The following is a 7,587-nucleotide window of genomic DNA, read 5'->3' on the forward strand; positions in this document are numbered from 1 at the left end:
AATTCCACCGATACTATAAATGAAATTATATAAAATGAATGGGAGTTAAAGAATTTTTATAATGAAAAAGGAGAAGTATTAATGCGAAATATATTAAGTGTAGAAAAAATTGAAAAATATTATGGTAATAAAGATAATGTAACAAAGGCAATAGATAATATTAGTTTTAAGGTAGATGAGGGAGAATTTGTTGGGATAATGGGGCCTTCAGGAAGTGGCAAAACTACATTACTTAACTGTATATCAACTATTGATAATGTTACTACGGGAAAAATAATGATAAATAATAGTGACATTACTCGGTTAAAATCAAAGTCACTAGATAAGTTTAGACAAAATGAATTAGGGTTTATATTTCAGGACTTTAATTTATTAGATACCCTTACTGCTTATGAAAATATTGCCCTAGCGTTAACAATAAAAGGTGAGAAAAGTTCAAAAATTGATGGGAAAATACAAGCAGTTGCAAAATATTTAGACATTGAACAAGTATTAAGCAAATACCCTTATCAAATGTCAGGCGGACAAAAACAAAGGGTTGGTTCGGCAAGAGCCATCGTAACAGATCCATCTTTAGTACTTGCAGATGAACCAACAGGATCGTTAGATTCTAAATCAGCTAGATTATTACTCGAAAGATTTGAAAGTCTAAATAAGGATTTAAAAGCTACAATACTTATGGTTACTCATGATGCATTTACAGCAAGCTATGCTCGTAGAATTCTTTTTATTAAAGATGGAAAAATATTTATCGAGTTGGTAAGAGGGAATGATTCCAGAAAAGAATTCTTTACTAAAATTATCGAAGTTATAACCTTTCTTGGAGGTGACGATAATAATGTACTTTAAGATTGCTAGTGGGAATGTAAAGAAAAGTCTTAAAGATTATACGATATATTTCTTAACGCTAACACTGGCTGTTTGTATATTTTATAGCTTTAACTCAATAGAATCACAAAAAGCACTTATGGAAATTGACGCTTCAGGTAGAGAGTATGTGCCTACTTTAATGAAAGTTATCTCAAATGTGTCAGTATTTGTATCTGTAATATTAGGTGGTTTAATATTGTATGCAAATAATTTTTTAATCAAAAAACGTAAAAAAGAATTAGGAATATACATGACTTTAGGTATGGGAAGAAGAAACATATCTAGAATATTAGTAACAGAAACATTTCTAGTTGGCGTTATATCTTTAGTGAGTGGGCTTATAATAGGTATTGGAGTATCACAGGGATTATCTACATTTGCATTAAAGTTATTTGACTTGCCTATGAATAAATATAAATTTGCAATTTCAACAGGTGCTATAGGTAAAACCGTATTATACTTTGGAATCATGTTTTTGCTTGTTATGTTATTTAATGTATATGTTGTTTCTAAATACAAAATAATTGATATGTTAACAGCAGGTAGAAAAAACGAAGATATAAAATTTAGAAATCCTCTTATCTATGTAATCACATTTATTATGTGTGTAGCATCACTGGGATATGCATATGTGACTGTATTAAAAATCGGATTGAATTATATGAATCCTATGTTCATGGTATCAATCATTCTTGGCATATTAGGTACATTTCTGTTTTTCTTTAGTTTATCTGGATTTATATTATATGTTGTAAAGAAAAATAAAAAAGTCTATTTTAAAGGGTTAAATATATTTATCATCAAACAAATAAATAGTAAGGTTAATACAAATTTTATATCCATGTCTTTAATCTGTTTAATGTTATTCCTTACAATGGTGGTTTTATCTACAGGAATCAGCTTAAAAAGAAGTATAGATGCAACAATGAAAGAAGCAACACCATTTGATGCCAGTATTATGTTGGAGAATAGGGATGAAAGTTACACTATAGAAGACGTATTAAATAAATTTAATTTTAAAATAAGTAATAATGAAAAATATGTATCTTATAATGTATATCAAATAGGGATGAAAGTGGTGGACTTTGTACCAGAAGTATTTAAAGATTTTAGGGATAGCGGTGCGGATTTTATTAAAGTATCTGATTATAATAAAATTTTAAATCTTAAAGGCGAAAAGGAAATCACTTTAAATAACAATGAAGTTTTATTTTTATCAAATAATGACCGGTTGGTTAATTCGATAAATGAAAGATTAAAAAATAGCAATAAGATGAATATTAAAGAAAAAGAATATCTGGTAAAAAATGCTGAAGTTATACAAGAGAACCTTTACACTTCTGAGGGGATAACTAATTTCTTCGCAATTGTTATAAATGATGAGTTTGTATCAGGCTACAAAATTAGTACATCCGTACTCAATGTAAATTATTTAGATGAAAATAGAGAAGAATATAATAAAAAATATGATAACGTTACACCGGTCTTTTATGACAAAAATGGCCCAAAATTAAATATTTTGTCTATAAGAGGCATATCAAAGGATAAAGCTTATGCGGAAAATAAGGGGTTGAAAATTGTCATACTGTTTATTGGGCTATATATAGGTATTGTATTTTTAATAACGAGTATGGCTGTATTAGCTCTTCAACAATTATCAGAAGCCAGTGATAGCATAGATCGATATAAATCTTTGAAGAGAATTGGTTCAAACGGAACAATGATCGACAAAACGATTTTCATTCAAACTTTCGTATACTTTAGTCTTCCAGTTACTCTTGCCCTAATTCATTCTGTAGTTGGAATTTATTTAGTCAATAATTTTATTAACACATTTCAACAAACAGACATTACCTTACCAGCATTGATGACTGGCTTAGTATTTCTTGTAGTTTATGTAGTATATTTCTACACGACATATGTCGGGTATAAAAATATTGTAAAAAGTAATACTTGATTTTATAATGCTCATTAGGGCTATTACACCTTGTTTCTCAAGATGTAATAGCCTTATATTCTGTATAGGGAGGGAAAAGTCATGAAAAAAATCATTCTGATTGAAGATGATGAAATCATCAGAGAAGAATTACAACATTTTTTTATAAAGTATGGATATGAAGTAAAGGCTCCCACAGATTTTAATCATATTATCGAATATATAGAAAGTGAGAATGCAGACCTTATATTACTAGACATAAATCTTCCTGTGTTCGATGGCTATTATATATGCAGAGAAATACGTAAAACTTCAGATATTCCAATCTTCATGGTTACAAGCAGAGATAGTGATGTAGATGAACTAATAAGTATGAATTTAGGAGCAGACGATTTTATAACAAAGCCTTATAATACAGAAATACTATTAGCAAGAGTAACAAACATTTTAAGAAGAACATCTGGAGATTTCAAGACGAATCATATCTTAATTTATAGAGATTTTAATTTGAATCTTTCAAATGCAACAGTTACTTATCAAGACAAGTCTGTAGAGTTAACTAAAAATGAAGTTAAAATACTATCATGCTTAATAAATAATCGCGGAAATATTGTAAAAAGAGATTCGCTCATAGAAACTTTATGGAAATCTGATTATTTTGTGGATGATAGCACCTTAACTGTTAATATAAATAGATTAAGAAAAAAGCTTGAAGAGATAGGTATAGAAAATCCAATTGCAACAAGACGAAGCTTAGGGTATATAATGCCATGAATATAGGTGAATTTTTTAAAGATAAAATGGTAGTAATACTATCTAATGTACTGGTATTTATTATACTATCAGGTATATTGCTGACTGCGAATGTTCAGTTCATTATAATATTCTTTGTCTTTTGTATTTGGTTTTTTCCATTGATTTCATATATGGTTATAGAATTTATAAAATGTAAAAATTATTATAATGAGATTAATGGCATATTAGAAAACTTGGAGAGAAAATACCTACTACCAGAGGTAGTAAAGGAAGCAAACTTTATACATGGGGAAAAGCTTAACGATATACTGAAAGAAGTAAGTAGAGATATGCATGAAAATGTAAAATATTATAGAGACATGCAATTAGATTATAGGGAATATATAGAAACATGGGTACATGAAATTAAGACGCCGATAGCTTCTACCAAGCTAATAATTGAAAATAATCAAAATGAAGTAACTAATAAAATAGACTCACAATTGGATCGAATCGAAGGGTTTGTAGAACAGGTGCTGTATTATTCTCGAAGCAATAATGTCGATAAGGACTATATTATAAAACCAATCAACCTTGATGATGTAGTAAGAACTGTAATTAAAAGAAATTATAGAGATTTTATTCATAAGAGAATAAAATTAGATATACAGGATATTGATGAGATTGTATATAGTGATGGAAAATGGGTTGAATTTATTATTAATCAAATAATAGGAAATTCTATAAAGTACTCAAATAACAAAGAACAAATGATACGTATCTACACAATTAAGAAAACTAACTCAGTAATACTAACTATAGAAGATAATGGAGTAGGGATAATAACTAAAGATATAAATAGAGTTTTTGAAAAAGGATTTACTGGAGAGAATGGAAGGAGATTTAGCAAAAGTACAGGAATGGGTTTGTATCTATGCGAAAAACTGTGCTCAAAATTAGGAATGAAAATTGGCATTGAATCTGAAGTGAATAAAGGAACTAGAGTTACATTAATATTTCCGTTGTCAGGTATGGTAACTTTTGATCCTTGTTTATAAAGAGATGCTGCCATCTTTCCACGAATTTCGTATGAAACTTATAAACAAATTTAAAACGGTATGAAAAGAGTAGAAATTCACTTCATACCGTTTGTATTATTTGGCCATTTAACATATTGGTATATGTAATTGTGAATCGGATGGATGTTAATCTGGATTAATCATTACTATTTTTGATGTCCATTAATACTTAAAGTAAGATTTGGTTCGGTTGCTACACAGACCTCGTAAGCGAGAAATTGTACTCTATATAAAACAGTAAAATAAATATCCGATTCCCTATCGTACAAGGAATTGGATATTTTGCGTCTAAATTGTGTCCAAATGTACAATTTTCTTTTTTTGATATGGGACCCCAAAGAGGCAAAAAGAGGTAGTTCATGAGGCAGATCAAGTTATCCGATTTGTAGGAATAAATCAAAAAAAGGAGTCGTACTTTTGAGAAGAACTCTTCTCTGCCATACTGAATAAAAAGGTAATAGAAATCAATGATTGTCGATATGGCAACAATTAAAGAATCATTCAACCCTTAAGATTATTAATCACAAATGGAAATTGGTATTGCTTTAGTTGGGATTTAGACAAAAAAGAATTTCGAAATTTCCGTTGTGACTATATTCAAAATACAAAGTATGAAGATAAGGAAAGCATTCCTTTTACTGAAGAGACAATTAGTTCGTTATATAGAAAACAATTCAATACACAACGACCTTTTTCTTTTAAAGTTAGTGAGAAAGGGGTTGAACAATTCTATAAACGCATTTACGATAACATGTCTCTTCAAGAAGAATAACAAAACAAATACATTATTGTGACTTTTGGAGAAAAGGAGATGGATTTTCTGGTTCAGTATTTTTTGTCTTTCGATAAAGAAATTAAAATCATTTCTCCGGAAATGCTACGCTCCAAATATAAGGAATATTTAAAAGAAATATTGGTGGATTGTTATGAAATAGAAAATAGTTCACCTGCAAATTAGCAGGTGAAAATCGGTTGAAATAACATTCCTGATTTAATTTCAATTAGGTTTTTGATGCAATTTTAAACTAGCCCACTGTTATAAAGTTAATATTTATGATGTTCCAAGAACGAAAAATTGTTGTCTTTTATAGCAATAGGATTTATTTTTATTACAAGTTAGGACAAAATCTCGTTCTGGAGTAGTTGTATTTTCTTAGCTTAATAGCGATGGGGTGGGACCCCTTTTAGCAAAAACGGAGTGGAAATGATGAGTATAAATAGTTTTGTGGGATTGATAAAGGACGAATTATTAAAAGAGGTAAGCATAAGAAGTGAGGATGAATTCGAGCCTGTAGTAGTTAAAGATATTCCTAGACTTTGGAAGTGTTTAGGGACAGGTAATTATGCCGCAGTATTTATGCACAAAGAACACAAAGGTTGGGTAGTGAAAGTTTATGCGCGAAAAGGAGAAGGAATTGAAAAAGAGTCAGAAGTATACCGAAGAATCGGAAATCATCCTTCTTATTCGAGGCTTATATATAAAGGAGAAAATTTCATAGTATTGAAACGTTTAAAAGAAATTACCTTATACGATGCTATTCATAAGGGGATTAAAATTCCTAAGCAGGTAATCCTCGATATCAATGAAGCTTTAGAGTATGCAAGAGAACAAGGATTAACTCCTTGTGATGTTCACGGGAAAAATGTGATGATGGAAAACGGAAGGGGATATGTAGTCGATGTATCTGATTTCTTAAAAACAAAAGAAGATAGTAAGTGGAGAGATCTAGAAAAGGCATATTTTACATTTTACTTGCCTTTCATTTATAAATTGCCTCTCCCTGTTAAAATACCGTATTTCATGTTAAACATTGTTAGACGTTCATATAGAAAATATAAGAAGCTTAAAAAGAAATTCAAATTGTAAAAGAACCACATACTTATCTTTAGGTTAGATAAGTGAACCACTAGTAAACAAAAGGGATGTACATTTTAGATCAGTAGTCAACGGTGCATAAAATTTTCGTTCTAGAGGTACTTTAAAATCTTAGGTCGGTGGGTATGTGGCGATACCCCACATCCATCAACTTAAGGATTTAGACTATTTTTGAAGCTAAAAGCACGTTACTATTCTCTTATGTTAATGAGAAAGGGTGACGTGCTTTTTATGAATATGCACCAAAAACAAGAGTTATCTTTATTTGCTGAAGAGTTATATCGATATATGTCTCCCGCTACACTTAATCAACTAGCTATAGAAGCAGGCGGGATGAAACGAAAACGTAAGTGCCACGGGCACCATTTCTTATCTTTGTGTGTATGGTTAAATCAACAAATCGCTACTACCTCTCTTACTCAACTTTGTAGTCAATTAGAAACTTCAACAGGAATTTTATTAAGTCCGGAGGGACTTAATCGACGATTTAATTCGGCTTCTGTAGCCTTCTTTCGAACTGTATTTACTACACTTCTACAAGCTAAAATTGGAGGAGTATCTAAGATTTCTAATTCTCTTTCTGCTTATTTTGAGCGGATTCTCGTTCTTGATTCTACAACCTTCCAAGTTCCAGATCGATTCGCAACTACTTATCCTGGTGCCGGAGGATGTAGTCATAAAGCTGGTGTGAAAATTCAACTAGAGTATGATTTGTTGAGTGGAGAATTTTCTGATGTGGAAATTGAACCAGGAAAACGAAGTGATCAGGCATATAGTGCGACTCGAACAGACATGGCACAAAAGAATGAACTATATATTCGTGATTTAGGATATTTTCGTTTACAAGACTTTAAGTCTATTCAGGATAAGCAAGGATATTATTTATCACGTCTTAAGTTACCAACTAAAATATATAGAAAAGAATTCGAAACAGTGGTATTTAAAACAAAACCCGCTCAATTGAGACCGGTATATATACAGATTCATTTGGAAGACATCATGAAACAATTACAACCTGGCCAAGTGTATGAATTACATGATGTATATGTAGGGAGTAAAGACAAACTTCCTACTCGAATTGTAGTTTATAG

The 7,587-nt window shown here is 30.4% G+C and carries 8 protein-coding genes; all 8 read left to right on the plus strand.

Annotation, left to right across the window (positions count from 1 at the left end; genetic code table 11):
• Nucleotides 1–81: 81 nt before the first annotated feature.
• Complete coding sequence (locus JDS95_RS24960; protein WP_144467507.1) at nucleotides 82–849, plus strand: ABC transporter ATP-binding protein; 768 nt, start codon at nucleotides 82–84, stop codon at nucleotides 847–849.
• Entirely contained in the window at nucleotides 839–2,827 is a 1,989-nt protein-coding gene (locus tag JDS95_RS24965) for an FtsX-like permease family protein (protein WP_144467506.1), read from the plus strand. The genes JDS95_RS24960 and JDS95_RS24965 overlap by 11 nt, the downstream gene beginning before the upstream one ends.
• 81 nt (nucleotides 2,828–2,908) lie before the next feature.
• Complete coding sequence (locus JDS95_RS24970) at nucleotides 2,909–3,580, plus strand: response regulator transcription factor (protein ID WP_000720518.1); 672 nt, start codon at nucleotides 2,909–2,911, stop codon at nucleotides 3,578–3,580.
• On the plus strand, nucleotides 3,577–4,599 hold the full coding sequence (locus JDS95_RS24975; protein ID WP_144467505.1) for a sensor histidine kinase: 1,023 nt from the start codon (nucleotides 3,577–3,579) through the stop codon (nucleotides 4,597–4,599). The genes JDS95_RS24970 and JDS95_RS24975 overlap by 4 nt, the downstream gene beginning before the upstream one ends.
• Before the next feature lie 520 nt (nucleotides 4,600–5,119).
• Nucleotides 5,120–5,392 carry a WYL domain-containing protein gene (locus JDS95_RS32210; protein ID WP_255293897.1) on the plus strand — a complete coding sequence of 91 codons (273 nt, stop codon included), beginning with the start codon at nucleotides 5,120–5,122 and terminating at the stop codon, nucleotides 5,390–5,392.
• Nucleotides 5,393–5,410: 18 nt separating this feature from the next.
• Entirely contained in the window at nucleotides 5,411–5,578 is a 168-nt protein-coding gene (locus JDS95_RS32215; RefSeq protein ID WP_226534320.1) for a WYL domain-containing protein, read from the plus strand.
• A gap of 249 nt (nucleotides 5,579–5,827) precedes the next feature.
• Nucleotides 5,828–6,487, plus strand: a complete 660-nt coding sequence (locus tag JDS95_RS24985) for a protein kinase family protein (protein ID WP_000026521.1) — start codon at nucleotides 5,828–5,830, stop codon at nucleotides 6,485–6,487.
• A gap of 240 nt (nucleotides 6,488–6,727) precedes the next feature.
• Nucleotides 6,728–7,587, plus strand: an 860-nt coding sequence (locus JDS95_RS24990; protein ID WP_199647737.1) for an IS4 family transposase, incomplete at its 3' end; no start/stop codon positions are given.

The organism is Bacillus cereus group sp. N24 (assembly GCF_016483345.1).
In the GTDB taxonomy this organism is placed as follows: Bacteria; Bacillota; Bacilli; order Bacillales; family Bacillaceae_G; genus Bacillus_A; species Bacillus_A toyonensis.

Coding starts and splice junctions, on each gene's coding strand:
- JDS95_RS24960 (WP_144467507.1), top strand. CDS start 82: ATGCGAAATATATTAAGTGTAGAAAAAATTGAAAAATATTATGGTAAT.
- JDS95_RS24965 (WP_144467506.1), top strand. CDS start 839: ATGTACTTTAAGATTGCTAGTGGGAATGTAAAGAAAAGTCTTAAAGAT.
- JDS95_RS24970 (WP_000720518.1), top strand. CDS start 2,909: ATGAAAAAAATCATTCTGATTGAAGATGATGAAATCATCAGAGAAGAA.
- JDS95_RS24975 (WP_144467505.1), top strand. CDS start 3,577: ATGAATATAGGTGAATTTTTTAAAGATAAAATGGTAGTAATACTATCT.
- JDS95_RS24985 (WP_000026521.1), top strand. CDS start 5,828: ATGAGTATAAATAGTTTTGTGGGATTGATAAAGGACGAATTATTAAAA.